This is a genomic window from Alteraurantiacibacter aquimixticola (assembly GCF_004965515.1).
GTDB lineage: Bacteria > Pseudomonadota > Alphaproteobacteria > Sphingomonadales > Sphingomonadaceae > Alteraurantiacibacter > Alteraurantiacibacter aquimixticola.
This window is the reverse complement of the sequence record NZ_SSHH01000002.1, coordinates 884608-910807: the sequence shown is the minus strand read 5'-3', so window position 1 is coordinate 910807 and position 26200 is coordinate 884608. Positions and strand designations below refer to the sequence as shown.

The window sequence follows — 26200 nt, the reverse complement described above, 5'->3', positions numbered from 1 at the left end:
AATCTGTCCTCATGCGCGGCTACCTCACGGTGATCGACTCCTCCGGGTGATCACGGCCCTCCAATCAGGGAACTCTGGACATGAAAATCAGGTATCTTCTTGCAGCCAGCGTCGCGAGCATCGCCGCCAGCGCCGCCATCCTTCCGCAAGCCGCCCAGGCGCAGCAGATTACGTCCGGTGTACAGGGCACGGTTGCCGATACGGACGGCAATGCACTGCCCGGCGCGACGGTAACCGTAATCGATACGCGCACCGGTTCCACCCGGACCCAGACCACCGGTGCGGACGGAACCTTCCGCGTCGGCTCGCTGGTTTCCGGCGGCCCCTACACCGTTACCGTGACGGTCCCGGGCTTCGAAGGCCAGTCGATTGAAGACCAGTACCTGAACATCTCGGGCAACACCGCCTATTCCTTCGAACTCACCGCCGCGGCCAATGCCGACGTCATCATCGTGTCGGGTACGCGCGTGAACGTTCAGCAGCTCGCCGTCGGTCCGGGCATCGCATTCGGACAGCAGACGCTGGAAGACTTCCCGTCGCTTTCCCGTGATATCCGCGACATCATCCGCATCGATCCGCGCGTCAGCCTCGACCGTGACAACGAAGTCGATCGTATTTCCTGCCTTGGCGGCAATGACCGCGGCAACACCTTCACCGTGGACGGCACGATCCAGGCCGACGTCTTCGGCCTCAACGGTACGCCTTTCGCCGCGCGCAACGCGCTGCCGTTGCCGTTCGACGTGGTTCGCGAAACCTCTGTCGAATTCGCCCCGTTCGACGTCGAATATTCCGACTTCACCGGCTGTCTCGTCAATGTCGTGACCAAGTCCGGCACCAACGAGTTCCACGGCAGCGCCTTCTTCAACTATCGCGACTCCGGCCTGCGCGGCGATTCGATCGACGGCGACGATTTCAGCGTCGACTCTTTCCAGGAGAAGCGCTGGGGCGCGACGCTAGGCGGCCCGATCATCCCCGATCGCCTGTTCTTCTATGCCGGCTATGAGGAAACCGATCTTGGCAGCGCCAACGATTTCGGTCCTTTCGGCGGCAACTTCCCCAACGAAGCCGAGTTCGTGACGGAGGAACAGTTCGAACAGTTCTCGCAGATCGCCAGCAGCGTCTACGGCCAGGAAACCGGCGGCTATCCCAGCACGCTGCCCGAATCCTCGGTCCGCTATTTCGGCCGTATCGACGCCTACATCACCGAAGACCACCGCTTCGAGGCGACCTATCAGCGTCTTGAGGAAACCAATGTCGAGAGCGATTTCGGCACCGACAACCTGACCGGGCTCAATTCCTTCGAGGATGAAGGCACGATTTCCGACTATTACGCGGCGCGCCTCTACTCGCAGTGGAACGACGTGATCTCGACCGAGATCCGCATCAGCCGTGCCGATGTGACCGACGTGCAGGGCCCTTTCGGTGGCGGTGAAGCGCAGTCGGATAACCCGATCGTGCGCCTCAATGTCGGCGTGACCGGCCCCGGCGAGGACGGCATCCTCGGTACTGCGGACGACCGCAACGGCATCCTTTCGACCGGCCCAGGCATCTTCCGCTCCGCCAACGAGCTCAACACCAATGTCGACCAGGCGAAGTTCCAGGTGAACCTCAACCTCGACCGGCACCAGGTGAAGGTCGGCGCCGAGGTGAACGACCTTGAAGTCTTCAACCTCTTCGCGGTCAATGCGACGGGTTCGCTCTACTTCTCCAGCCTGGACGACTTCGCCGAAGGCTTGCTGTCCGACGGTTCGGAGCTGTTCCCCGATGCCGACGACCTGGTTTCGGGCGCAGCCTATGGCGCGGATATCAACGCCACCCCGACCGGCGACATCAACGAAGCTGCCGCCAGCTTCAATCGCCGCATCTACTCGGTCTATGTGCAGGACGAGTTCCAGGTGACCCCGCAGCTGAACGTTGCCGCCGGCGTACGCCTGCAGGCCTATGAAGGCGATACGCCGCGCGAGAACCCGGAGTTCTTCAACCGCTATGGCTTCACCAATGCCAATTCCTTCAGCGATCTCGATCCGCTGATCCTGCCACGCCTTTCGGCAACCTATGACCTGGACAATGACGGCTTCTTCCATAACACCAGCGTGACCGGCGGTATCGGCCGCTTCGCCGGTGGCGACCCGGTGGTCTATTTCTCCAACGCCTTCTCCAACAACGGTTTCTCGACCGGGCTGGGTGCGCTCTCCTTCGGCTGCGACACGCCGAACGACAGCGTCCAGGTCGATGTCACGCCGTCGGGCAGCTTCACCGGCTTCCCGCAATGCGTGACCGATGTCGGTTCCGCAACGGCGGCCGCGGGCCTCGCCGATACGCAGTCGACTGATCCGACCTTCAAGATCCCGAGCGTGTGGCGAGCCAATTTCGGCATCTCCACCAATCTGGGAACGCAGGGCGGTTTCTTCAGCGACTGGAACCTGAAGCTCGACTACATCTACAGCCGATATGTCGACACGCTGAACTTCGTCGACCTCGCGCAGTCGCCCAACATCACGCGCGGTATCAATGGCTATACGGTCGATGGCCGCCCGATCTATTCGGCAATCGACCCCACCGATCCCGATGCTGCCGGATGCGACGCGACGCTGGTCTATCCGGGCGGTACCCCGCCGGTCTGGCAGAATGTCACCGCCGAATGCTTCAACCGCATCGGCCGCGATGACGAGATCCAGCTGACCAATGGCCCAAGCTATTCGAGCCACTCGGTTTCGGCGATCCTCTCCAAGGGATTCAATGGCGGCCTGTTCACCGAAACTGGCAGCGCGCGGCTGACCTTCGGCTATGCCTTCACGGACTCGAGCAACAACCGCAATGTCGGCTCCTCGACCGCGACGTCGTCTTATGACGTGACCGCGGCCTTCGACCGCCAGAACCCGGCTGTCTCGACCTCGAACTACGAAACCCGCCACAATATCACCGCGGCGATTTCGCTGACCGAGGAGTTCATCGAAGGTTATGACACCAATCTCGGGATCTTCTTCTCGGCGCGGTCGGGCCGTCCCTACAGCCTGACTTTCAATGGCGGCGGCGTGTTCAACGACAGCTCGTCGGGCAATGACAACGCGCTGGTTTATATCCCCACGGGCATGAGTGACCCGAACCTGTCGCCGCTGTCCGATTCGGATGCAGTGCAGTCACTGATCAGCTATGTCGATGCCAGCGGCTGCGGCTACACGCCGGGCGCCTCGATCGAACGTAACACCTGTCGCAATGACTGGTATTACGACCTCGACCTGCGCTTCAGCCAGGAACTGCCGTTCCTCGGTTCGGTCACCGGCCTGGTGGACGATCGCGTGGAGCTGTTCTTCGACTTCGACAACTTCCTGAACTTCCTCGACGATGGCTGGAACGTTTTCCGCCGTCGTGGCGGTGGCCAGCAGACTGTCGAACTGGTCGATGCAGCGGTGGATCCGGAAGGCCGCTACATCATCAGCAACTTCAACCCGAACGACCAGAACTTCATCACCACCTCCTCCTCGATCTGGAAGATCCAGCTGGGTGTGCGTTACGAATTCTGATCCGGGGCAGTCCGTCACGAGAAGGGGCGGCGGCGTTCAAGAGGACGCCGCCGCCTTTCTTTTTTCGCGCCTTGGATACCGGCTACCGTCGTACCGGAGAGGAAAACTAGCGCAGCGGCGGTTCGTCGAAGCTGCGCAGCTTGCGGCTATGCAGGCTGTCGCCTTCCTTGCGCAGCAGGCCGAGCGTCTCGATACCGATCCGCAGGTGCTGGCTGATCGATCGTTCATAAAAGGCGTTGGCCTGTCCCGGCAGCTTGATCTCGCCGTGAAGCGGTTTGTCGGAGACGCATAGCAAGGTCCCATAAGGCACGCGGAAGCGATAGCCTTGCGTCGCCACGGTTGCGGATTCCATGTCGATCGCTACCGCGCGGCTCTGGTTGAAGCGCAGGGCCGAGCGTGTGTAGTGCAACTCCCAGTTGCGGTCGTCGGTCGTCACCACCGTGCCGGTGCGCAGGCGGCGTTTTAGCACCTCGTCGGTGTCGCCGGTGACCTTGCGTGCGGCCTGGTACATGGCGGTCTGCACTTCGGCGATTGGCGGGATGGGGATTTCCGGCGGCAGGGCGGAATCGAGCACGTTGTCGTCGCGCAGATAGGCATGGGCAAGCACGTAATCGCCGATGGTCTGGCTCGGCCGCAACCCGCCGCAATGTCCGATCATCAGCCAGACCTCGGGCCGCAGCACGGCGATATGGTCGCAGATCGTCTTCGCATTGGAGGGCCCGACGCCGATATTGACCAGCGTGATCCCGGCATTGTCCGGCCCGACCAGGTGATAGGCGGGCATCTGGTGCTTGCGCCACGAGCCTTCCGCGATCCGCGTGCGCGCACCGTCCACCGTGCTTCTGTCGATTTCCGCGCCCGGGCAGATGAAACGCTCATAGGGGCTGTCCGGTTCGGCCAGGGCGGCCAGCGCATAGTCGATGAATTCCTCGACATAGCGGATATAGTTCGTGAACAGCACGTAGCGCTGGAAATGCCTGGGCGATGTGCCCGAATAATGCAGCAGGCGGGCAAGGCTGAAATCGGTGCGCAGCGCGTCGAACAGCGCCAGCGGGCGCGAGCCGCCGGGCGGGCTGGCCCAGACCCCGTCGACCACCTCGTCCCCGATATGCATGAGGTCGGAGGAGGGGAAGTGCCGCGTCAGCTCTGCGCTGCTCGCAAGCTCCATCCCCAGGCCCGCACCGCCGAGGACATATTGATAGGGTATCTCCTGCTGCGATTGCGAGACCTCCAGCGTCACCGCGTAATCGCGCACGAGGTGCCGCAGCTGCTCTTTCAGATAGGGGCGGAACAGCGCCGGATCGGCGATCGAACTGCGATAGGTGCCCGGCTGGTTGAGCCGCGCATAGGCGCGCGCCGGATAGGTTGCCGCCTCTTCCCCGGGATAGTGGAGCACCAGCTCGGGATAAGCGAATATCCCCTCGGCGCGCGCGGCGGGATCGGGCGGGGTCTGGTCACTGGCGTAGCGGCGTAGCGCCGCGATCAGGTTGGCGCGGGAAGCTTCCCAGTCCGCCTCCAGCTGGTCGAGGATGGTATCGATATCGACGCCCGTGCTTGCCACAAAAACTCCGTCTGCTTGATGCCTGTCTATCCGCCCTAGCCGATAACGGTGTCACAGAGGAGTGGCGAGTTTACGGCTCTTCGGCAAACACAAGGTCGAGATAGGCGGCAAGGCGAATGCCTGCCATGGCCAGCCGTTCCTCCACCACCGGCATCCATTCCCAGTGATAGCGGTATTGTAGCACGGCAGGCGCCTCGAACGTGCCCATGCCCGCTTCGCCGCCGGTCGCGGGATAGATGCGGTCGCGCAGAGCGGCGCTTTCGGTGATCCAGCTTTCGGGGCGCGGGTCCCACCAGGCGATGGTCTCCGCCGGACCGATCCGCCCTTCCAGCCGCTCGGCATATTCGGCGGCGGACAATTGCTGGCGCAGGATCATGCCCTCGTCCCACACCCAGTGCAGGTTGGTTGGTGTGTCGAACCAGCTCACGATGAAGTCATTGCCGCCGCGATCGGTGCCACTGCCGGCGTGGAGCGGCTGGTGGAGGTCGGCCACCAGATGGACGATAAAGCGCAAGGCCACCGCTTTGTCTTCCTGCGAGGCATTGTCGTCGCGCAGTGTCGCCGCGAAGCGGTCGAGCGCGGTCAGCGCATCGCCTTCGGGCGGATGCACGATGTCCTCGGCCACCTGCCCCGGCGGCAAGGTCACGTAATGGAAAGGCGAGGCGACCTCCTGCCAGAAGACATCGGGGTTCGACCGTTCCTCGTCGGGCGCGGTGCTCGCTTCGGGCAGGCCCTCATGCCCAAGGATCTCGGCGATCTTGGCGCGCGTGTGACCGCTGATATTGTTCTCGGCGATCTCTGCACTGGTGCGGTGGCCGATGGGCCCCCAGGCGAGCGCCGGTTGCGCGAGGAGCAAAGCGGCGAGGGCAGAGAGCAGTGCGGTGTGGCGTTTCATGCCGCAATCCTATGCATGCAAGATGTCACGGCTGTGAAGCGAAATCGCGCCCATCCGCCTCTGTCAGAGCCAGCAAGGGCTGGCCCATGCGCACCTTCTGACCCTCTTGCAGCGCCAGTGGGCGGCATTCAGGAGGGGCGAGCACGACGATGGTCGAGCCATGTTCGAACCAGCCCATCTCCTCACCCTTGGCAAAGCGCGCCGTTGAGCGGCGGACGCCTTCGCCGCCTTCGCGCACACCTGCCTCTGCATCGAGGAAGGGCAGGCGGATGCTCGCGACGAGCACGGCGGCGACCGGCACCAGCACCAGCCGCGCTCCCGATTGAACAAGGCGCACGGTGACCGGCGCGCGCTCATTCTTGCAGAACAACCGTTCGATCCGCTTCAGCGCGATCGGATTCACGTTCCACGTATCGCCGGAGATGTAGCGCACCTCTTCGACTGCAAGGTCGTGAGGCGCATGGAAGCGGTGATACATGCCCGCCGTCAGCCGCAGCGTGATAAACCAGCCATCGGCGAATTCGCGCGCCAGTTCGGCATCGTCCAGCAGGTCCGCGAGCTCATAGGGAAAGCCCTTGATCTGGAAGGCGCGGCCCTGCTCCACGCGCCCGAAGGCACCGACAATGCCATCACAGGGCGAAGAGACGGTTGCCGAATCCATCGCGATTTCGCGCGCACCGGGCCGCAAGGGGCGGATAAATGCAGCGTGCAGGCTGCGAAAACGCATTTTCGGGCTGTCTGTCGAATCTATGTCACAGAAGAAGCGCCATAGGGCGATCGAAGGTATCCGCACCAGCGGGTGCTCGATCTTGCTGAACCAGCCCATGAAGCGCGTCAGCGCGTGGCGGGGGATGCGGTTGGTCAGGAGGAAGTTGATGTCCTCCTGCGCCAGGAAACGCATGATGGCGGAACGGGCGCTCATGACTGTGCGCTCCCGCCGGGACGGGAGTGCTTAGAGTGAAACGAAGCAATTGGTTCCTGGCGGCCTGCGGCACTGCGGCAGGGCTCGTGAGTGCGCGGGCCGTGCGCCGCCGCGTGCAGCTTTCGCGCGCCAAGCACCGCTCGCTGGCGGGCCATTCGCGCATGGCGCGCCGCGCTGCGCGGCTGGTGCCGAGCTATTCCTTTGCGGAAGAGGAGTTCTTCGCCGCCGACGGCGCGCCCGATGCGATCGTGCAGCAGCGCCGCGCCGGGTTCGAACAGCTGGCTGCCATCTACCGGGAGCGCTTCGCAAAGACCGCCGCCTATACTGCCGAGATCGCCGACGGCATTCCCGATATCCGCTTCACCAGCACCTATCGCGTGCCCTTCCAGTTCAGTCCGATTGTGCGCGAGAACCTTTCCGCCGGGTCCTTCTACCAAGCGTCCTCCGGCGTCATGCTGACCGACCTCGACGGGAACGAGTTCTACGATCTCACCGGCTCCTACGGCGTGAACCTCTTGGGTGTGGACGCCTATCGCGAAACCATTGCCGAGGGCGCCGAAACGGCCGCCGACCTGGGCCCGACGCTGGCGGGACTTCATCCGGTGGTGGCCGACAATGTCCGCCGCCTGCAGGCGATCTCCGGCCTTGATGCGGTGTCCTTCCACATGTCGGGGACGGAGGCGGTTATGCAGGCCGTGCGGCTGGCGCGCTATCACACCGGGCGCACGCATCTGGTGCGCTTCGCCGGGGCCTATCACGGCTGGTGGGACGATGTGCAGCCGGGTGTTGGCAACCCGCTGCCGGCCGAACGGACCTATACGCTGGCCGATATGAGCGAGAAGACCCTCAAGGTACTGGCGAGCCGGAAGGATATCGCCTGCGTCCTCGTCAACCCGCTGCAGGCGCTGCACCCCAATGCCAATGCGCCGGGGGATTCTACGCTGATGGGCGCGCGCGAAAAGCCGCTGGCGGAACGGCAGGCCTATGCCGATTGGCTGGCACGGCTGGCGCAGACCTGCCGCGCCAACGGCATCGTGCTGATCATGGACGAGGTCTTCACCGGCTTCCGCCTCGCCGCGCGCGGCGCATGCGAATATTTCGGCGGGATCGAGCCCGACATGATCACATACGGCAAGACGCTGGGCGGCGGGCTGCCGGTCGGCGTGTTGTGCGGCAAGGCGGATCTGATGAAGCGCTTTCGCGAGGACCGACCAGCGGATATTTGCTTCGCCCGCGGTACCTTCAACTCGCATCCCTATGTGATGGGGGCGATGGATGCCTTCCTCCGCCGCATGGAAAGCGATCAGGGCAGGGTGCTCTATGACGGCCTGGACGAGAACTGGAACGCCCGCGCCGCCGCTCTCAACGAGCGGCTGAAGGCTGCGGGGCTGCCCTTGCGCGTGGCCAATCTCGGCACGATCTGGACCGTCCATTACCTGCAACCGGGACGCTATCACTGGATGCTCCAGTATTATTTGCGCGCCGAGGGGCTGGCGCTGAGCTGGGTTGGCACGGGCCGCTTCATCTTCAGCCTGGCCTATGGCGAGGCGGAGTTCGCCAAGGTTGCCGACCGCTTCATGGCGGCGGCTCAGGCGATGGACGATGACGGCTGGTGGTGGCTGCCCGAAGGCGATGCGCGCAAGGTTCTGCGCAAGCGCGTGGTGAGCGAAATGCTGCACCACGCGCTGCGCTAGGGAACCACTCAGCGCGCCCGCGCCGGGAGCCGCGCCAGCGCCCGGCGGGTCAGTTCCGCAGGGGCCTGGCGATAGAGCCGGAAGTCGTTGAATGGATCGGTCAGGATTTTCGTTGCCCAGACCAGCCCGGTATCGACATCGCGGATGAAGAACAGCTGCACCGTGCGGAAGACAAGGCCGCCGACACCCAGTACGAGCCACAATTTGCCGAGATGGTCGAGGAATTCGAGCACGCCAACATGTGGCACGAAGATGCCGAAGAAGGTGGGGTCCAGAAGCAGGACCAGCGGGATCGCCGCCCACAGCGCCATCAGGATGACCTTGCGCACCAGGTTGTAGCCGACCTTGATCTCTTCCTTGTGCTCATGCGTGCAATCGTTGACCTCGTCATAGCCGCGCGGCTCGAAAAAGAAGTGCCCCGCCTGGCGCGAGGTCATGGCGACGCCCCAGCCCAGCAGCGCGGCGATCGCGGGCTCCCGCCAGACGATCAGGTAGGCGACAATGAAAGTCACCGCGCTTACGAAGTGCAGGCTCTGATTGATCACGCTGTGATGGTAATAGCGGTGGTCGTCCCAGCGCTGTTCGTGCAACTGGCCGCGCAGCTCGGACAGCTTGGCGCGTGGTGCTGCGAATTTCTGTGTCATGCCGGTTTTCCTGCGAGTTTGCGGTAACGAACGAGTGAGAAGTGGCCGAGAGGCGCCAGCGGGCGCTGTTCGAGCAGAAGTGCCTGGGGATTGCGGGACGCCCAGTTTTCGTAGCGTGCCCAGGGAAAGTCGGTGCGGAATCCCAGCCTTGTAGTGAGCGGCATCAGCGCCTTTTCGATCTTTCCGCGCATGCCGTGGCCGGCCCCAACCCTGGTGGTGATGATGATCTCGCCACCCGGGCGCGTCACGCGCACCAGCTCATCCATCGCCTTTTCCGGATCGGGTACGGCGGTGATGACATATTGAGCGACCGCCACGTCGAATGTCTCGTCGCCATATTGCAGGTCCTCGGCATCCATCCGGGCAATTTCGCGCACGCTCGTGAGGCCAAGGCGCTCGACGCGCTCGCGGGCCTTGTCGAGCATGGCATCGGAGATATCGACACCGTAAACCTGGCTGTCCGCGCGGTAGAGCGGCAGTGAAATGCCGGTTCCTATGCCGATTTCCAGGATTGCGCCGCCAACGCGTTCGGCAGCGTCGATCGCTTCCCGGCGCCCGCCGGCGAAGACGTTTCCGAAAACCAGATCGTAGATCGGTGCCCACCTGTCGTAAGCGGTGGCTACCCCAGTAGTATGCATGTCAAATCCGTCATGCGATTTCCGTCGCAGCGGATTTGGGGCACAATTGTTGAACTAATGCGACACGTGGCAGGATTTGGTCACGAACCCGACACTGTTGGCTCGTGTTTGCCGGTCTGGCGATCGAGAAAGCTGTCGATCCGGTGCAGGCACTCATGGCGCGGTAGATCCTGCTCGCGCAGCAATTCGTGCCCGGCATTGTCGATCACGCCATAGTCCCAATGCGGGAGCTCCCGATGGGCGGCGCGGATCGACTGCAAGTCGATAACCGGGTCGCGGCGGGCGGAGAGGATGAGCCCCGGGACCTCCAGTCGGCGGGCGCGCAGGAGCGGATCGAGCGTCGCCATGGAGCGACCGGCGGCCGCCACCCATCCCCAGCTCGGGGCACCGCGCGCGAGGTCGGGGTGGTGCGCCTTCCACCACAGCTTTTCCGCGTGCCGGACCGGGCAGGAGGTTATGCGACCCGGCATGGGGCTGCCGCTTCCTTTCCACACCGGCCGGTGGCGCAGGCCCGGGACATTGCCGATCCGCGCGATCCGCCGGGCAAACTGCGCGCCGACAGGACCTGCCCGGATGCCGATCATGGGCGATAGCAGCACGATCCCATCGGGTGCGATCCTCTCCTCCGCCGCCGCGCGGAGGAGGATGTGCGCGCCCATGGAGTGGCCGATCGCGATATGCGGCCCGCTGGACGAGGAGCGCCAGTCGGCCCAGAAGTCGCCGAGATCGCCAAGGAATTGGGCAAAGTCGTCGATATGGCAGAGCCCTTCAGGATGCAGTCGTCCCGAACCGCCCTGCCCGCGCCAGTCGAAGCCGGCGACATTCCAGCCGCGTGTGGCCCAGTGCTCTATCGCCTCGACATATTTTTCGAAGAAATCGCCCCTGCCGCCAAGGAACAAAAGGCTTCCGGCCGCATGACCGTGGGCGGGGAGGGCGAAGGAGCGCAGCGGCCAGTCATCGGCGGCGGACCACTGCCCGATCGTCATGCCATTTGGAAGGCGGCAACGGGGTGAGCGCGATACTGTGTGATCGGTCATGGAGGCCATTGAAAATCGAGCTTCCTCTCGTCGTACCGCCAGCGCGACATGGCACGAGGTCCCAATTCGCCCAAGGATCGCTTGAACTTGTCACACAAGCAAGGAAATCACCTGCGCGAGCTCGTCCGGGTAAGCGGTCAGGCCTTGTCGGGCGCGGTAAACTGCTTTGCTTCGGCCAGCAGCTCGACCACTTCGGAATCCTCGACCTGGTCGAAATCGTCATAGCGCGCGCCGACGGCATAGAAGGGATCGGGCATGGTCAGGCACACGACCTCGTCGCACAGCTCTTTCATCTCGTTGATCGCGGAACGCGGGGCGACCGGGACGGCGAGCACGATATGCGCCGCGCCCGACTTGCGTAGCGCCTGTAGCGCCGCTTTCACCGTGCCTCCCGTGGCGATGCCGTCATCCACCACGATCACGTTGCGGCCCTTGGGCGAATTCGCCATGCTCGAGCCATAGGCGGCGCGGCGGCGCTCCACTTCGGCCAGCTGCCTCTGCACTTCTTCCTCGATATATTCGGGCGTGGCGCCGACCATTTCGGCGTGCTCCTCGTCGATCACCACTTGCGGGGAAGCGCCGTCCACCAGCGCCCCGATCCCGTATTCCTTGTGCCTGGGCGCGCCGATCTTGCGCACCAGCAGGATGTCGAGCGGGGCCTTGAGCACACGCGCCACCTGGAAACCGACCGGCACTCCGCCGCGCGGCAGGGCGAAGACGATCGGGTCCTCGATATCGAGTTCGGCCAGTGCGTCGGCCAGCTCGCGCCCGGCTTCGCGTCGATTGGCGAAAAACCTGCTCATGCCCTCTCTCCTTGAAGATGGTGAAGGAACCAAGCGGCGGCGAGTTGCACCACCTCGTCAAGCGTACCCGGCTCCTCGAACAGATGCCCCGCACCTTCGACGATCGCCAGCCGCTTCTCGCAATGCATGGCGCTGGCGGCATCGCGGTTGAGCTCGATCACGATGCCATCAAGGCTGCCGACGATCAGCAGCGTCGGCGTCTTGACCGTGGCCAGCGCATTGGCGCCGGCAAGGTCGGGCCTGCCGCCGCGCGAGACGATGGCGGCGATCCTCTCATCGCCTGCCGCCGCCCGGATCGCCGCGCCGCCGCCGGTGCTCGCTCCGAAATATGCGGGCCGCAAGTGCGCGATATCCTCCCGCTGCGCCGCCCAGTCGACCGCGAGGCGCAGGCGCGAGGCGAGCAGCGGGATATCGAAGACATTGCGCCGGTCGGCTTCCTCTGCAGGATTGAGCAGGTCGAGCAGCAAGGTCGCCAGCCCCGCCTCTCGCAGACGCCCGGCCACGTAATTGTTGCGCGGGCTCAGGCGTCCGCTGCCGCTGCCATGGGCGAAGATCACCAGCCCCTTCGCATCCTCCGGTACACCCAGATAGGCGCCCAGTTCCAGCGGCCCGCTCAGCGTGACCTCGCTGCATCCGGGAGGGGGTGCGGGCGCGCTCATAGCCCGAACGGCCAGGTATCGGCCGCCCCGCTCGGTTTTTCCGGCCCCAGTGGTGTCACCGCGCGGCTTTCCTCGAACCAGACGAAGGCATCGAACTGGTCGGCCATGACCGCTTCGAAATAATGGTTCGTGAGTTCTGAATGCGGGCGGTAGACGACGCCGATCGCCCGTTCGAGCAGCACTTCGGAGAGGGCGGAGACAAGCTCTGCATCCTTGCGGGTGCGCCAGTCGGTCAGCGATCGGGCGAGGCCGGTCAGGCGGAAGGCCTTCTCCCAGCTATCGTCGCGCGCCGGGCGGACTTTCATCACCTGCATGTGCTCGCCCCAGTCCGATGCTGCGGCCACTGTGCCGCGATCGGTGCCGAAGCCGATCAGCACCGCCTGGTCGCCATAGGACTTGCGGACCAGCTCTCCGATGTTGAATTCGCCCTGCCAACCCATCGCTGTCGCCGAGGCATTGCCGATATGCGAGTTATGCGCCCACACCACCGCGCGCGCTTCCTTGTGATGCGCCATCAGCTGCTGGAGCGTATCGAACATGTGCCGGTCGCGCAGGTTCCAGCTCTCCGTCGCGCCGCGATACATGGAGCGGTAATAGCGCTCCGCCGCGCGCACGATGCGGGCATTCTGTTCGGCATCGAAATAGCGCTCGCCATCCTCGGCGATGAATTCCATCCGCCGCTTGAGCATCTCGTCGAGCTGCGAGACGACGATGTCCTCGCACTCTGCAAGGCCCGAATATTTGACCGCGCGGCCATAGAATTGGGGCTCGTCCTGCCACGGGGTCAGGCAGCCATAGCGGCGGCGCGCCTCGGCGGCTTCATCGGCGCAATGCTCGTCGAGATAGGCGATCACAGAATGCATGGATTCGCGCAGGCTGTAGATGTCGAGGCCGCGCATGCAGGCGCGCTGCTCTTCGGGCAGCTCGGCATTGTGGCCGCGCAGCCAGTCGGCAAAGGCGAGCACTTCCTTGTTGCGCCACATCCATGTGGGGAAGCGGGCAAAGGGTTCCCCGGCGCGCGGGCGTGCGTCGCCATGCCGCACATATTCGTCGAGCCGGGCGATATCGGGCCAGTCGCCTTCGACCGCGATAATGTTGAAGCCGTGCTCCTCGATCAGACGCCGGGTGATCTGTGCCCGCGCGGTGTAGAACTCATGCGTGCCGTGAGTCGCCTCCCCCAAGAGCACGATCCGCGCATCGCCGAACCTGTCGAAAGCCTTGCCGAAATCGGGCGTGTCGGGGGAGGGGAGCAGCTCTGCCCGTGCCCGCAGCGTATCGGGCAGGTCGGATGCGATGGTCCGGATCGGGCTGTGGGCTGTCATGTCTCCGCTCCAAAGGCAGCGATTGCCAAGATTACGGATAGGGCCGCGCGATGGGTAGCGCATTGATCCGGGTCAACCACCTGTTCGCGTGCGGAGGCTTGACGCGCATCAAGGCTGTCGGGCGGATGCGGGCTTAGGCTTGTGTCGGAAATGGCGGCCTTTCACCACGGCTGCGCTGTGTTATCCTCGCCATTCGCAGGAGGCCCATCATGTATAGTCGCATCCTGATACCCGTCGACCTCGACGAGCCCAGTTCCTGGGGCAAGGCGGTGCCGGTTGCGCAGGCCATGGCCGCGTCCTTCGGTGCCTCCATCACCCTGTGCACGGTGGTGCCCGACAGCGTGGCGCGAATGGAAGCGCAGTGGTCGAGCCTCTCCTACAAGGCGCTGGTCGACAAGGCGGCGGCGCGGCTGCTGTTGCTGGCTGGCGAGTTGGGGGCAGAGGATGCGGCGACCGAAGTCGGCATGGGCAGCATTCCCGGCGGCATCCTCGATATCGCCGACCAGATCGATGCCGACCTTATCGTCCTTTCCTCGCACCGGCCCGAAATGAAGGACTGGCTGCTGGGCGCCAATGCTGCGCGCGTGGCCCGCCATGCGAAATGCTCGGTCCTGATCGTGCGCGATTGAGCGGGATGAAGCGCCCCGACCGCGATCTCGCCGACGAGCATACGCTCCACCGTATCCACAAGCGGCTGGAACGGCCGCGCGGCCAGAGCCCGCTTGCAGATTTCATGTTGGGCGGCGTCGACGGTGTCGTCACCACATTCGCCGTGATCGCGGGCAGCGCCGGCGGCCAGCTGACGGCGACCACCGTCATCATCCTCGGCGTCGCCAACCTGATCGCGGACGGCTTCAGCATGGCAGTGAGCAATTTTGCCGGGACCCGCGCGSGCCAGCAGGAGATCCGCCAGAGCCGGGCGGACGAGGAATGGCAGATCGAGGAATTCCCCGATGGCGAGAAGCGCGAGATCAGGGAGATTTTCGCGCGCAAGGGGCTGGAGGGCAGCACGCTCGACGAAGTCGTCGAGGTAATCACCTCGGACCGAGAGGTCTGGGTCGATACGATGATGAACGAGGAACTGCAGCTCAGCGCCGCCTCCGCCCGTCCGTTACGCGCGGCCGCGACCACCTTCACGGCCTTCACGCTGTGCGGGCTGATCCCGCTGCTCCCCTTCCTCTTCGCCATCGGCGATTTCGACACGATGTTCCTTGCCAGCACCGTGCTGGGCTCGACCGTCTTCTTCCTGCTGGGGACGGGGAAGGGGTGGGTGCTGGGTCTGTCGCCCGTGCTGTCGGGCCTGCAGACGCTGGCGATAGGTGCCGCCGCCGCTTCGCTGGCTTATTTCGCCGGCCACCTGCTCCATGCCACTTTCGCATCATGACAGGCGTGCCCGCCATGGTGAGCCCGCAACCTCATAGCGAGACCGTAGAACGCCTGCTCGCCTCGCATGAGGTGCGGATGGAAGGCGGGCTGGAGGAGGCGGAGGTGCGGCGCCGCGCGCAGCAATACGGCCCCAATCTGATCGATGCCCCGCGCAGCATGCCTGCGCTCACCATATTGCTGCACCAGCTGATCAATCCGGTCGTCTACCTGCTCACGGCCGCTGCGATTGTCGCCTTTGTCTTCGGGCAGGTTCTGGAGGGTTCTGCGGTCCTGTTCGTGCTGCTGGTCAACACCACCATCGGCTTCGTGGCGGAAAGCAAGGCCACGCGCTCGATGGAGGCGCTGCGCCTGCTCGGCCACCGCTCGGTGCGCGTGCTTCGCGAAGGACGACAGCGCATCCTTCCGGCAGAGCAGCTGGTGCCCGGCGATATCGTGCTGGTCGAGGCGGGCGACATGGTTTCCGCCGACTTGCGCATCATCGAGGCATCCAACCTCGCATGCGACGAATCCACTTTCACAGGGGAGTCGGCTCCGGTCGAGAAATCCGAGTCCCAGGTTCCGGCCGATGCGCGGCTGGCCGACCGCTCCAGCATGCTGTTCAAGGGCACCGCGGTTACGCGAGGGACCGCCACCGGCCTTGTCGTCGGCATCGGGCGTGATACCGAGCTGGGTGCGATCTCGCAATTGGTGCGGGAGGCTAGCCCGGCCCGCTCGCCGCTGGAGAAGCGGCTGGCTAAGACCGCCGGCCAGCTGGTCTGGCTCACGCTGGTGCTGGCGGGTGCGATCATCGTTGCCGGGCTGGTGCGCGATGTCGATCCCTTCCTGATGGTCACCACTGGCATTGCGCTGGCCGTCGCCGCCATTCCCGAAGGGCTGCCGGTCGTTGCGACGCTGGCGCTGGCGCAGGGCATGTGGCGCATGGCGAGGAAGAATGCGCTGCTGCGTCAGCTTTCCGCTGTCGAGACTTTCGGTTCGGTTTCGCTCATCCTGACCGACAAGACCGGCACGCTGACCGAGAACCGGATGGCGGTGGCCACGGTCTGCCTGCCTACCGCCACGCTGATGCCCAAGGATATCGTGGCCGGTGCGGCGAATGGAGCGGATGCACCGCTATTACAGGGCCTGCTGACGATCGGCGGGCTATGCTCGTCCAGCGACTATGACGCGCAGAAGGATGAAGGGGTGGGCGATCCGATGGAGATCGCTCTGCTGCGGGCGGCGGCCAATGCGGGCGTTCCGCGTGACCAGCTGTTGGCGGAGATGCCGCTGGAGCTGCAACACGCCTTCGATACCGAGACGCGCATGATGGCGACGGTCCACCGGCAGGCGGATGGCTTCCTCTATGCGGTGAAGGGGGCGCCCGAAGCCGTCTTCGCCCATTGCACGCTGGTTCACTTTCCCGATGGCGATGCGCCGATGGACGCGGAGGGGCGGGAGGATTGGCAGCAGCTTGTCCGGCGGCTGGCCGATGATGGGCTGCGTGTGATTGCGCTGGCGAGGAAGAGCGCCGCCACTTCCACCGAGGAGCCCTATGCTGAGCTGGTCCTGCTCGGCGTCGTGGGCCTGCGCGATCCGGCGCGCGCCGATGTGAAGGAGGCGATCGCGGCCTGCCGCAGCGCGGGGATCGAGGTGGCGATCGTGACCGGGGACCATGCCGTGACCGCGCTCAGCATCGGGCGGCAGGTGGGGCTGCCGGTCAACCAGTCCGGAGCACTGGAGGGCCACAGCCTCGCCCGCATGGACTTCGACGGCGCCCTGCTACGATCGACGACCGTCTTCGCTCGCGTCAATCCGACCGAGAAGCTGGGGCTGGTGCGCGCCTTCCAGGATGCGGGCGAGATCGTGGCGATGACCGGCGACGGGGTGAACGATGCACCCGCGCTGCGGCAGGCGGATATCGGCGTCGCCATGGGCAAGCGCGGAACCGATGTCGCGCGCGAGGCGGCAGCGATGGTGCTGCTCGACGATTCCTTCAGCACCATCGTGGCGGCCATTCGCGAAGGGAGGATCATCTTCGAGAATATCCGCCGCTTCGCCACCTACCTGCTCGCCTGCAATCTGAGCGAGGTGATGGTGATCGGCCTTGCCGTGCTGCTGGCCCTGCCGCTGCCCCTGCTGCCTTTGCAGATCCTGTTCCTCAACCTTGTCACCGACGTCTTCCCGGCCTTCGCGCTGGCGACGGCCAAGGGCGACGATACGATCATGCAGCGCCCGCCGCGTCCGGCGAGCGAAGCCATGCTGGGTTCACCGCAATGGAAGCGCATCATCCTCCACGGGTTGGCGCTGACCGGGGCGACCTTCGGCGCCATGGCCGTGGCCGGAGGGCCGCTCGGTCTTGAAGGTTCCACATTGGTGACGGTGACCTTCCTGACGCTGGCCTTTTCGCAATTGTGGCATGTCTTCAATTTGCGCCATCCGGACTCCGCCATGCTGCGTAACGAGATTACCGCCAACCGCTGGATCTGGGCGTCGATTGCGCTGTGCAGCGCGCTGCTCGTCCTCGCCGTCTATGTGCCGCAACTTGCCCATTTGCTCGGCCTCGTCCGGCCCGACATGATGATGTGGACGGTAGCGCTTTTGGCCAGCCTTGCGCCGCTGGTCGTGCTCCAGCTTGCCAGCCTGGTCCTGCGCGTTGCGAGGGGGAGGGCAGCGATATGATGGCCGCGCTGATCCCCTGGCTGCAACTTGCCGCCTGCGCACTGGCGATCGGCTTCGCGGGCGCGAAGCTGACGCGTTATGCGGCGGTGATCTCCGACCGGACAGGGCTGCCCAGTTCGTGGATCGGGCTGGTGCTGCTGTCGACCGCCACCTCGCTGCCAGAGCTGTTCACTGGCATCAGTTCGGTTGTCCTGTTCGATGCGCCCGATATCGCCATGGGCGATGCGCTGGGCAGCTGCATCCTCAATCTCGGCCTGCTGGTGGCGCTCGATGCGCTGAGCCGGGATGAATCGATCTATTGCCGGGTCGACCAGCGCCATGTCCTGACCGCCGGTTTCGGGCTGATCCTGATCGGTATCGTCGGCGCGACTATCCTGACGTCGGGCACCATGATCGGAGGCGCGCTCTATCACGTCAGCGTCTATTCGCCGCTCATCATCATGATCTACCTCGTGTCGGTTCGGGCGAGCTTCATCCATGAGCGGCGCCTTGCGATCACCTCGCCCACCGTGGGCGAGCCCGACCCGCTGACGTTGCGGCAAGCTGCGATGCGCTATTTGGCTGCTGCCGCGGTCGTCGCCATTGCGGGCAGCCTGCTCCCCTCTGTCGGCCTGCAGATCGTGGCCCTGACCGGCTGGCAAGTGAGCTTCGTCGGCACCTTGCTGGTGGCCATGGCGACATCGTTGCCCGAATTCGTGGTGATCGTCACCGCCCTGCGGCGCAATGCGGCGGACATGGCCATCGCGGCGCTGCTGGGCAGCAATCTGTTCGACATATTGGTGATCGCGCTCGACGATATCGCCTATAACAAGGGCAGCATCTTCGCGGCTGTCTCCCCCGCCAATGCCGCATCCGCCCTCGCCGCGGTGATCATGTACGGGATCTTCATCGTCGCCTTGCTCTACCGCCCGCGCAACCGGTTCTTCGGCACGCTGAGCTGGGCCAGCCTCTCCCTGCTGACGGTCTATTTCTTCAGCGCCTATTTCATCTATCTCTACGCTGCCTGAGCGAATTGATCTGAGACCCAATTGATTTGAGACAAGGCCAGCGGGGCCGTCTATTCCCTAGGGAAAGGCCGAGAACGACAATGGATGGGAAGAGAGACCAATGCTGCGCGTGAAGCGCCTCCCGATAGATACCTATCCCGACAACACGGCCTTCATCCTGCGCCGGAGCGACGGCTATTCGGCGGAACAGTTCCAGGCCCTGCGCAAGATTCGCGTCACTGGGGATAGCTGCGAAATCCTGGCGACGCTCGCCGTGGTCGATGACGACAAGATAATCGGCAATGGCGAGATCGGGCTGGGGGAACAGGCCTTCCGCCGGCTTGGCCTTCCTGAAGGTGCCGAAGTGGAAATCGCCCAGGCCCGGCGGCCCGCCAGCCTCGAATTCGTGCGCCGCAAGATCGATGGCGACAGCCTCGGCGAGGCGGAGATCGGCGCGGTGATCCGCGATATCGCCAATTACCGCTACTCGCCGATGGAGATCGGGGCCTTCCTCGTCGCCTGCGCCAGCTTCATGAGCACGCAGGAAACGCTGGCGCTGACCCGCGCCATGCTGGATGTCGGCAGCCGCCTCAGCTGGGATTCCCCGCTGGTGGTCGACAAGCATTGCATCGGCGGCATTCCCGGCAACCGGACGTCGATGATCGTGGTGCCCATCGTGGCCGCGCACGGGCTGATTTGCCCCAAGACCTCCTCACGCGCCATCACATCTCCCTGCGGCACGGCGGACGTGATGGAAGTGCTGGCGCAGGTGGACCTTTCCTCCGAGCAGATGTCTTCGATCGTGAAGAAGGAAAACGCCGTACTCGCATGGGGCGGGCGGATGAACCTGTCGCCTGCGGACGATGTACTGATCTCGGTCGAACGACCGCTGCGGCTCGACCAGTTCGAGCAGATGGTCGCCTCGATCATCTCAAAGAAGGTTGCCGCGGGTTCCACGCACCTCGTGATCGACATCCCGGTCGGCCCCACGGCCAAGGTGCGCACGCAGGGTGACGCGGTGCGCCTGCGCAAGCTGTTCGAATATGTCGCGCGGCATATGGGACTCGTCACCAAGATCGTCTTCACCGACGGTTCGCAGCCGGTCGGGCGCGGTGTCGGGCCGGTGCTGGAAGCGCGGGACGTGATGGCCGTTCTGCGCAACGAACCCGATGCGCCGGAAGATCTGCGCGACCATGCCGTGGCGCTGGCGGGCCATATGCTCGACTTCGATCCGGCGCTCGAAGGCGGCAAGGGCTATTCGCGCGCGCTCGAACTGCTCGCCTCGGGTGAGGCGCTGGCCGCGATGGAGCGCCTGATCGATGCGCAGGGACGCAACCCAGCCAAGCCCGAACTTGGCCGGCTGCGGCGTGAGGTCGAGGCCACGAAGGCAGGCACGGTCACATCGATCGATTGCGAAAGGATCGCGCGGATTGCCCGCCATGCTGGCGCGCCGATGGACCAGGGGGCGGGGATCGACCTGCTGCACAAGGTCGGCTCCACCGTGCGCGAGGGCGATGCGCTCTATCGCATCTATGCCAATTCGGCGACCGGCATGGGCTTCGCGTGCGAGTTCGCGGGTGAGGGCTCGGGCTACGAAATCGGCTGATGGCGGCAGTTCACGCCTTTCCCGAATGTATGGGACCAGCAACGCGCCTGGCCGGTGAGCTGGATGTGGAATGCCGCGCCGTGGAGGTGCATCGCTTTCCCGATGGCGAAAGCCGTGTGCAGGTGCAGCCCGGTGCGGGAGCCGCGATCCTCTACCGCTCGCTGAACGATCCAAACGCCAAGCTGGTGGAGCTGCTGCTCGCTGCCTCCACCCTGCGCGAGAACGGGGCGGAGCGCGTAGTGCTGGTAGCACCCTATCTCGGCTATATGCGGCAGGACATTGCCTTTGAGCCCGGACAAGCGGTGAGCCAGTGCGTTGTCGGCAAGCTGCTGGCCGAGCATTTCGACGCCGTGCTGACGGTCGATCCGCACCTCCACCGCATAAGCGCGCTCTCCGAAGTCATGCCCGGGTGCGATGCGGTGAGCATTTCCGCCGCGCCTGCGCTCGCCGGATTCATCGGGACCGAAGGCGACCCTGTGCTCGTCGGCCCCGATGCCGAATCCCGCCAATGGGTGGAGGGCATTGCCGGTCCGCTCGGCCTCACGGTCCTTATCGGTGAAAAGCGGCGGCTGGGGGACCGGAAGGTGGAACTCGGCTTTGCGGACCTCTCTTGCGTCGCGGGCCGTCGTGCGGTGCTGGTGGATGATGTAATCTCCAGTGGTCGCACACTGGAAGTCGCGGCGGCGCAACTGCTCGACGCAGGGGCGACAAGCGTAGAGGCGCTCACCGCTCATTGCCTCGCCAGCGATGAAGACCTCGAACGCCTGCGCGCGGCGGGCATTGGGAACATCCGTTCGACCGATTCCGTTGCCGGGCCGACAGTCGCCATCCCGCTCGCCGGATTGCTGGCCGATGCGATCATGGAGCGCGGCTGGCTGGAGGAGAAAGCATGAGCAAGGATTTGACGGTGCGCTTCCACGGCGCGGCGGGGACGGTGACCGGCTCCTGCATGGAATTCGCCTATGACCACCGCCACGTGCTGGTCGATTGCGGCATGTTCCAGGGCTCGCGCTCGCTCGAGCACCTGAACCTGGAGGAATTCGCCTTCGATCCCGCCCTGATCGACGCCGTGGTGCTGACCCATGCGCATATCGATCACAGCGGGTTGCTGCCCAAGCTGGTGAAGGACGGGTTCAAGGGGCAGATCCACTGCACCTTGCCCACCGCCGACCTTCTCGAACACATGCTGGCCGATTCCGGGCGTATCCAGGAGTACGAGGCCGAACGCCGCAACCGCCGCCGCGACCGGGCAGGCGAGGACCCCTTCGTCCCGGCCTATACCAGCGCCGATGCGCGCGATGCGTGGGAGCAGTGCCGCCCGGTCGAACTGGAGCAATGGTTCGCGCCCGCGGAGGGTTTCCGCGCGCGGCTGTGGAATGCGGGCCATATCCTCGGCTCAGCCTCGGTGGAGCTGGAGGTGGACGGCGTTCGCGTGATCTGTTCGGGCGATGTGGGGCCGGACAACAAGGCCTTCCAGCTCGACCCGGAAGGGCCATCGGGCTTCGACCATGTCGTGTGCGAGGCGACCTATGGCGACCGCGAGCGCGAGGCCGTGACCATCGCTGAGCGGCGCCTGCTGCTGCAATCGGAAGTGGAAGCGGCGATAACTCGGGGCGGTAACCTCGTCATCCCCGCCTTCGCCCTCGAACGCACGCAGGAACTGCTGCTGGACCTGCACCACCTGTTGCTGTCGGGTGCGATCCCGAATGTGCGGGTCTTCGTCGATTCACCGCTCGCCAACCGCGTGACCGAGGTGTTCGAACGCCATGCGAAGGAGCTGGAGGATACGGGCGAAACCAACATCTTCGACAATCCCTCCTTCCATTTCGTGACGGATGTTTCGCAATCGATCGCCCTCAATTCAGTCTCCGGCGCGATCATCCTGGCGGCCTCCGGCATGTGCGAGGGCGGGCGCATCCGGCACCATTTGATCCACAACCTCCACCGCAAGGATTCGACCGTCCTCTTCGTCGGCTTCCAGGCGCAGGGCACTTTGGGCCGCGTGATCCTGGAAGGCGCCGAGCGCGTGCGCATCAGCGGCAACGATGTGCGCGTGCGGGCGCAGATCCGCCACATCCACTCCTATTCCGCTCATGCCGATCAGCGCGAACTCCTCGAATGGGTCGAGGAACGGTCCCCCATTTCGGGCAGCCTGTTCCTGGACCATGGCGAGCCGGCGGCGCTGGAGGCGATGCGCCGCGAATTGCAGCGGCGGCAGCCGGACCTGAACGTCAAACTGCCGCAGATCGGGGAGAAGTACCTGCTGTCGCCCTCCGCACCCGCCAAGCGGCTTGAAACGGGCCGCTCCGACCTTACCGAGGTGCTGGGGCATGACTGGCAGAACACCTATGCCGACTTCGCGACCTCGCTGAAGGCTGATCTCGCGAAGCTGCGCAGCGACCGCCAGCGGCAGGAGGCGCTGGAGCAGATGCGCCGTGTGCTGGCATCCTATAATGCCCATATGGCGCGCAAGAACGGGCGCTAGCATCGTGCGGTAGTCGGCTTGATCCCAATCAAGGCGGTTTGGGTGGAAATCGCGAGGATGGCATTATGAGCAATCGCTTCGTCATTCCCTTCGAACAGGTAGGCATCGCCGATGTCCCCTCGGTCGGCGGCAAGAACGCCTCGCTGGGAGAGATGCTGCGCGAACTCGGCGCGAGCGGCGTGCGCGTGCCCGCCGGCTTTGCGACCACCGCGGAGGCCTATCGCCATTTCATTGCAGCCAATGCGATCGAGCCAGCCATGGCGGACTGCTTCAGCCGCTTCTGCTCGGGCGAGGCGAATTTGCAGGAAACCGGTGAGGCCATTCGCGAACTGGTTCTGGGCGGCACCATGCCGGAGGAGCTCTCCAAGGCCATCGCCGCTGCCTACGCCGAACTCGGCAAGCAATTGGGCAAGGCCGAGCCCGCCGTCGCTGTGCGCAGCAGCGCGACTGCCGAAGACTTGCCCGATGCGAGCTTTGCCGGGCAGCAGGAAACATTCCTCAACGTGCGCGGCCAGCGCGCGTTGGCCGATGCCTGCCTGCGCTGTTTCGCCTCGCTCTTCACCGACCGCGCCATCGCCTATCGCGAGGCCAAGGGCTTCGACCACCTCTCCATCGCGCTTTCCATCGGCGTGCAGCAAATGGTCCGCTCCGACCTTGCTGGGTCGGGCGTCGCCTTCACCATCGATACCGAAAGCGGCTTTCCGCATGTTGCCATCATCAGTGCCGCCTGGGGGCTGGGGGAGACGGTGGTGCAGGGCTCGGTCGATCCTGACCGCTACATGGTCTTCAAGCCGTTGCTGGAGGTGCCGGATGCCTGCCCCGTGATCGAGAAGACGCGCGGGGAGAAGGCGATCAAGATGGTCTATGCGGTGGGCGGCAGCAAGCGCACGCAGGTGGTTGAGACCGAACCGGCTGAGCGCGAGCGCTTCGTGCTCAGCGATGCCGAGATCGTCGAACTGGGCCGCTGGGCTGTCGCGGTCGAACGCCACTATGGCCGCCCGATGGACCTCGAATGGGCGAAGGACGGGGAGAGCGGGCTGCTCTACCTCGTGCAGGCGCGCCCCGAGACGGTGCAATCGCAGGAAAGCGGGTCGAGCTTTCGCAGCTGGCGGTTGAAGGAGGAGGGGACGCCGATCCTCTCCGGCAGCGCGATCGGAACCGCTATCGCTTCGAGCGAGGCCTGCATCATTCGCGATGCGGCGGATATCGCCAGCTTCCGCGACGGGGCGATCCTGGTGACGGGCAATACCGATCCCGACTGGGTGCCGGTGATGAAGCGCGCATCGGGCATCGTCACCGATCATGGCGGCAATACCAGCCACGCCGCCATCGTCAGCCGCGAGCTGGGCGTGCCCGCCGTGGTCGGCTGCGGCAATGCGACCGAAGTGCTGCGCGATGGGCAGGCAATCACCCTGTCCTGCGCGAAGGGCGAGGAGGGGATCATCTACGAAGGGCTGCTGCCATTCGAGAGTGAGGAGATCGACCTCGGCTCGCTGCCCGAAACGCGCACCCATGTGATGGTGAACATCGCCGAACCCTCCGCCGCCTTCAGCTGGTGGCGCCTACCCGCAAAGGGCGTCGGTCTCGCGCGGATGGAATTCATCATCAACAACCTCATCAAGGTGCATCCGATGGCGCTCCTCCACCCAGACAAGGTGAGCGCGGAGGATCGCAGCCGCATTCGCGAGCTGACGTGCGGCCATGCCTCGGCGGAGAACTATTTCGTTGAGCTGCTGGCGCGCGGCATCGCCAAGCTGGCCGCGCCTTACTACCCGCATCCCGCCATCGTGCGGCTGAGCGACTTCAAGACCAATGAATATGCCCATCTGATCGGCGGCGAGGCGTTCGAGCCGGAGGAAGAGAACCCGATGCTCGGCTTCCGCGGCGCATCGCGTTATTATGACGAGCGTTATGCCGAGGGCTTCGCGCTCGAATGCCGGGCGCTGAAGCGTGTGCGCGAGGAGCTGGGTTTCACCAACCTCGTGGTCATGGTGCCCTTCTGTCGCAGCCCTGCGGAAGCCGACCGCGTGCTCGAGGCGATGGAGAAGAACGGCCTAAGGCGTGGCGAGAACGGCCTACAAGTCTACATGATGTGCGAGATCCCCTCCAACGTCGTGCTGGCTGACCGCTTCGCCACCCGCTTCGATGGCTATTCGATCGGGTCGAACGATCTGACCCAGCTGGTGCTGGGGGTGGACCGGGATTCGGACCTGCTGGCCGGCCTGTTCGACGAGCGTGACGAGGCCGTGCAGCGCATGGTTGCGCAGGCGATCACGGGTGCGCATGAAGGCGGCATACCCATCGGAATTTGCGGTCAGGCGCCGAGCAACTATCCCGAATTCGCCGCTTTCCTTGTCGAGTGCGGGATCGATTCCATCTCGCTCAATCCCGACAGCTTCGTGCGCACGATCCATTCGATCGCGGAGGCCGAACGGCGGCAGTAGCTGCTTTCCGTTCAGTCGTCGTGGAGGTCGATAGCCAGCACTGCGTGGTCGCTCGCATGCGGGCGATGCTCGCCCACGCCGGGGAGGTGCCGTCCCTCGTATCGGGCGATGTCCCGCTCCAGCCCGCAGCGTAGGTAGAAGGGCTTGGCCGTGGCGTAGCGCGCGGCGAGGGCGGGGGAGGCGAGCATGGCATCGGGATGCGAGTATGCGCCGCTGCCCGGGTCCCGGAATGACCAGCGCTCCTCCCCTTTGAGTCGCCCGAGCAAATCGACCGAGAACGTAGGATCGGTCAGCGGGGCGATGGCCTCTTCGTCCCCCTCTCCGCCATCCGGCTCGTTGAGATCGCCCAGCACCAGCCACAGCGGGTTGTCCTCACCGGCTGAATAGCGCTCCACCAGCATCCGCACCGCCTGCGCCTCGCGCCGCCGCAGGAACCATGAGCGTTCGGCATCGGGGTAGGGCGCCTTGAAATGGCAGACGTAGAGCGTGATCCCGCCCACCGTCGCGACCAGGCAATCGCGCCGGAAGATGCGTTCATCGGGGCCATGTCCGGGCTGCGGCTCCAGCCCCAGCTCGCCGCAGGTCAGCTCCGCATGGCTGCGAATATCGCGCGGGGCCTCGCGGCTCATCAGCGCGACGTCGAAACCGCGCCCGTCATTTCCGGGCAGGCAAATGCGATGGGGCCAGGGTCGCAGATTTTCCGCCAGCAGGAAGTTGTCGTGGAAGTGATCCAGCGTCGCCTGGTCGAAGACTTCCTGCAGCGCCACCACATCGGCATCGAGTTCCGCCAGCACGCGCGCGGTCAGGACGCGGTCCATCCGGTCGAGCGCGGGGGTCTCACCCTCGCCTCCGGGCCGCCAGTCACCCTCGCGTGCGCCGTCCAGCCGCTCCCCGCCGTCGGTGCTTCGCAGCCGCATGCGCTGGACGTTGAAACTC

20 protein-coding genes are annotated in these 26200 nt (G+C 64.8%); 10 read left to right on the top strand and 10 right to left on the bottom strand.

Features of this window, described 5'->3' with window-relative positions:
• The first annotated feature begins 80 nt into the window (after positions 1 to 80).
• A complete protein-coding gene (locus tag E5222_RS10820; protein WP_136693749.1) occupies positions 81 to 3524 on the top strand; it encodes a TonB-dependent receptor in 3444 nt (1147 codons plus the stop codon).
• Positions 3525 to 3630: 106 nt separating this feature from the next.
• On the opposite strand, the gene E5222_RS10815 is transcribed toward E5222_RS10820, so the two are convergent.
• The 3 genes from E5222_RS10815 to asd form a co-directional block, all read right to left on the bottom strand.
• On the bottom strand, positions 3631 to 5085 hold the full coding sequence (locus tag E5222_RS10815) for an AMP nucleosidase (RefSeq protein WP_136693748.1): 1455 nt from the start codon (positions 5083 to 5085) through the stop codon (positions 3631 to 3633).
• 70 nt (positions 5086 to 5155) lie between these two features.
• Positions 5156 to 5980, bottom strand: a complete 825-nt coding sequence (locus tag E5222_RS10810) for a S1/P1 nuclease (protein WP_136693747.1) — start codon at positions 5978 to 5980, stop codon at positions 5156 to 5158.
• 25 nt (positions 5981 to 6005) lie between these two features.
• Positions 6006 to 6902: an archaetidylserine decarboxylase gene (gene asd / locus E5222_RS10805; RefSeq protein WP_136693746.1), complete on the bottom strand. Its 897-nt coding sequence runs from the start codon at positions 6900 to 6902 to the stop codon at positions 6006 to 6008.
• A 35-nt stretch (positions 6903 to 6937) separates the two neighbouring features.
• On the opposite strand from asd, the gene E5222_RS10800 reads away from it, so the two are divergent.
• The gene (locus tag E5222_RS10800) at positions 6938 to 8596 is read left to right on the top strand and encodes an aminotransferase class III-fold pyridoxal phosphate-dependent enzyme (RefSeq protein WP_246021688.1); all 1659 of its coding nucleotides are present in this window, start codon (positions 6938 to 6940) and stop codon (positions 8594 to 8596) included.
• Positions 8597 to 8604: 8 nt separating this feature from the next.
• On the opposite strand, the gene E5222_RS10795 is transcribed toward E5222_RS10800, so the two are convergent.
• From E5222_RS10795 to E5222_RS10770, 6 genes are all read right to left on the bottom strand, one after another.
• Positions 8605 to 9240, bottom strand: coding sequence for a DUF962 domain-containing protein (locus tag E5222_RS10795; protein WP_211196130.1), 636 nt, complete (start codon positions 9238 to 9240; stop codon positions 8605 to 8607).
• Positions 9237 to 9878: a class I SAM-dependent methyltransferase gene (locus E5222_RS10790; RefSeq protein ID WP_136693745.1), complete on the bottom strand. Its 642-nt coding sequence runs from the start codon at positions 9876 to 9878 to the stop codon at positions 9237 to 9239. Before E5222_RS10790 ends, E5222_RS10795 begins: the two co-directional genes overlap by 4 nt.
• An 80-nt stretch (positions 9879 to 9958) precedes the next feature.
• Positions 9959 to 10864, bottom strand: a complete 906-nt coding sequence (locus E5222_RS10785) for an alpha/beta fold hydrolase (protein ID WP_169053557.1) — start codon at positions 10862 to 10864, stop codon at positions 9959 to 9961.
• Between the two features lie 188 nt (positions 10865 to 11052).
• Positions 11053 to 11718 (bottom strand): phosphoribosyltransferase, encoded by a 666-nt coding sequence (locus E5222_RS10780; protein ID WP_136693743.1) that lies wholly within the window; start codon positions 11716 to 11718, stop codon positions 11053 to 11055.
• The gene (locus tag E5222_RS10775; protein ID WP_136693742.1) at positions 11715 to 12377 is read right to left on the bottom strand and encodes a dienelactone hydrolase family protein; all 663 of its coding nucleotides are present in this window, start codon (positions 12375 to 12377) and stop codon (positions 11715 to 11717) included. The genes E5222_RS10780 and E5222_RS10775 overlap by 4 nt, the downstream gene beginning before the upstream one ends.
• Positions 12374 to 13699 (bottom strand): erythromycin esterase family protein, encoded by a 1326-nt coding sequence (locus E5222_RS10770; RefSeq protein ID WP_136693741.1) that lies wholly within the window; start codon positions 13697 to 13699, stop codon positions 12374 to 12376. The genes E5222_RS10775 and E5222_RS10770 overlap by 4 nt, the downstream gene beginning before the upstream one ends.
• A 209-nt stretch (positions 13700 to 13908) precedes the next feature.
• Here E5222_RS10770 and E5222_RS10765 point away from each other — a divergent pair, with 209 nt between their 5' ends.
• From E5222_RS10765 to ppsA, 8 genes are all read left to right on the top strand, one after another.
• Positions 13909 to 14328: a universal stress protein gene (locus tag E5222_RS10765; RefSeq protein WP_136693740.1), complete on the top strand. Its 420-nt coding sequence runs from the start codon at positions 13909 to 13911 to the stop codon at positions 14326 to 14328.
• A 5-nt stretch (positions 14329 to 14333) separates the two neighbouring features.
• Positions 14334 to 15083, top strand: a complete 750-nt coding sequence (locus E5222_RS10760; protein WP_136693835.1) for a VIT1/CCC1 transporter family protein — start codon at positions 14334 to 14336, stop codon at positions 15081 to 15083.
• Positions 15080 to 17743: a cation-translocating P-type ATPase gene (locus tag E5222_RS10755; RefSeq protein WP_136693739.1), complete on the top strand. Its 2664-nt coding sequence runs from the start codon at positions 15080 to 15082 to the stop codon at positions 17741 to 17743. Before E5222_RS10760 ends, E5222_RS10755 begins: the two co-directional genes overlap by 4 nt.
• Entirely contained in the window at positions 17743 to 18750 is a 1008-nt protein-coding gene (locus tag E5222_RS10750; protein ID WP_136693834.1) for a sodium:calcium antiporter, read from the top strand. Before E5222_RS10755 ends, E5222_RS10750 begins: the two co-directional genes overlap by 1 nt.
• Before the next feature lie 100 nt (positions 18751 to 18850).
• The gene (locus tag E5222_RS10745) at positions 18851 to 20335 is read left to right on the top strand and encodes a thymidine phosphorylase family protein (RefSeq protein WP_136693738.1); all 1485 of its coding nucleotides are present in this window, start codon (positions 18851 to 18853) and stop codon (positions 20333 to 20335) included.
• Positions 20335 to 21228, top strand: a complete 894-nt coding sequence (locus E5222_RS10740; protein ID WP_136693737.1) for a ribose-phosphate diphosphokinase — start codon at positions 20335 to 20337, stop codon at positions 21226 to 21228. Before E5222_RS10745 ends, E5222_RS10740 begins: the two co-directional genes overlap by 1 nt.
• Complete coding sequence (locus E5222_RS10735) at positions 21225 to 22820, top strand: MBL fold metallo-hydrolase (protein ID WP_136693736.1); 1596 nt, start codon at positions 21225 to 21227, stop codon at positions 22818 to 22820. The genes E5222_RS10740 and E5222_RS10735 overlap by 4 nt, the downstream gene beginning before the upstream one ends.
• Positions 22821 to 22885: 65 nt before the next feature.
• The gene (gene ppsA / locus E5222_RS10730) at positions 22886 to 25264 is read left to right on the top strand and encodes a phosphoenolpyruvate synthase (protein ID WP_136693735.1); all 2379 of its coding nucleotides are present in this window, start codon (positions 22886 to 22888) and stop codon (positions 25262 to 25264) included.
• A gap of 11 nt (positions 25265 to 25275) precedes the next feature.
• On the opposite strand, the gene E5222_RS10725 is transcribed toward ppsA, so the two are convergent.
• Positions 25276 to 26181 carry an endonuclease/exonuclease/phosphatase family protein gene (locus tag E5222_RS10725; protein ID WP_211196128.1) on the bottom strand — a complete coding sequence of 302 codons (906 nt, stop codon included), beginning with the start codon at positions 26179 to 26181 and terminating at the stop codon, positions 25276 to 25278.
• Positions 26182 to 26200: the final 19 nt, after the last annotated feature.